General features: G+C 39.6%; 1 protein-coding gene. It reads right to left on the bottom strand.

The genetic code is table 11. The features are described from left to right. Positions 1-77: 77 nt before the first annotated feature. The coding region (locus FN960_RS23085) for a hypothetical protein (protein WP_221936861.1) at positions 78-268 on the bottom strand (191 nt) is incomplete at its 5' end.

Raw genomic sequence — 268 nt, 5'->3', positions numbered from 1 at the left:
AAAACAGACAGTAACTCAGATTCAATGCAGGATGCCGAAACAACATCCAGAGGTTGACCTTAATGATAAACCTCTCGCTAAGGGTGCGCATACGGAATCTTATCATAGTTAAATGTTGATTTTCTACGGTTTTCAAAATTCATAATCTCAAGCCGCAATCGGTCAAGTGTCTTTCTATCAAAGACGCTCCTAACATAGCTAGCCCCCAAAGCAGTGACCTGATAACCATCAGTCATTTGAAGTATTTTTCGTTCATTTATTAGACGAG

Origin of the sequence: Alkalicoccobacillus porphyridii (genome assembly GCF_007293315.1) — a bacterium.
Taxonomy (GTDB): domain Bacteria; phylum Bacillota; class Bacilli; order Bacillales; family Bacillaceae_D; genus Alkalicoccobacillus; species Alkalicoccobacillus porphyridii.
Note: the sequence above shows the minus strand (reverse complement) of the source record. Positions and strands in the feature narration are given on the sequence as shown.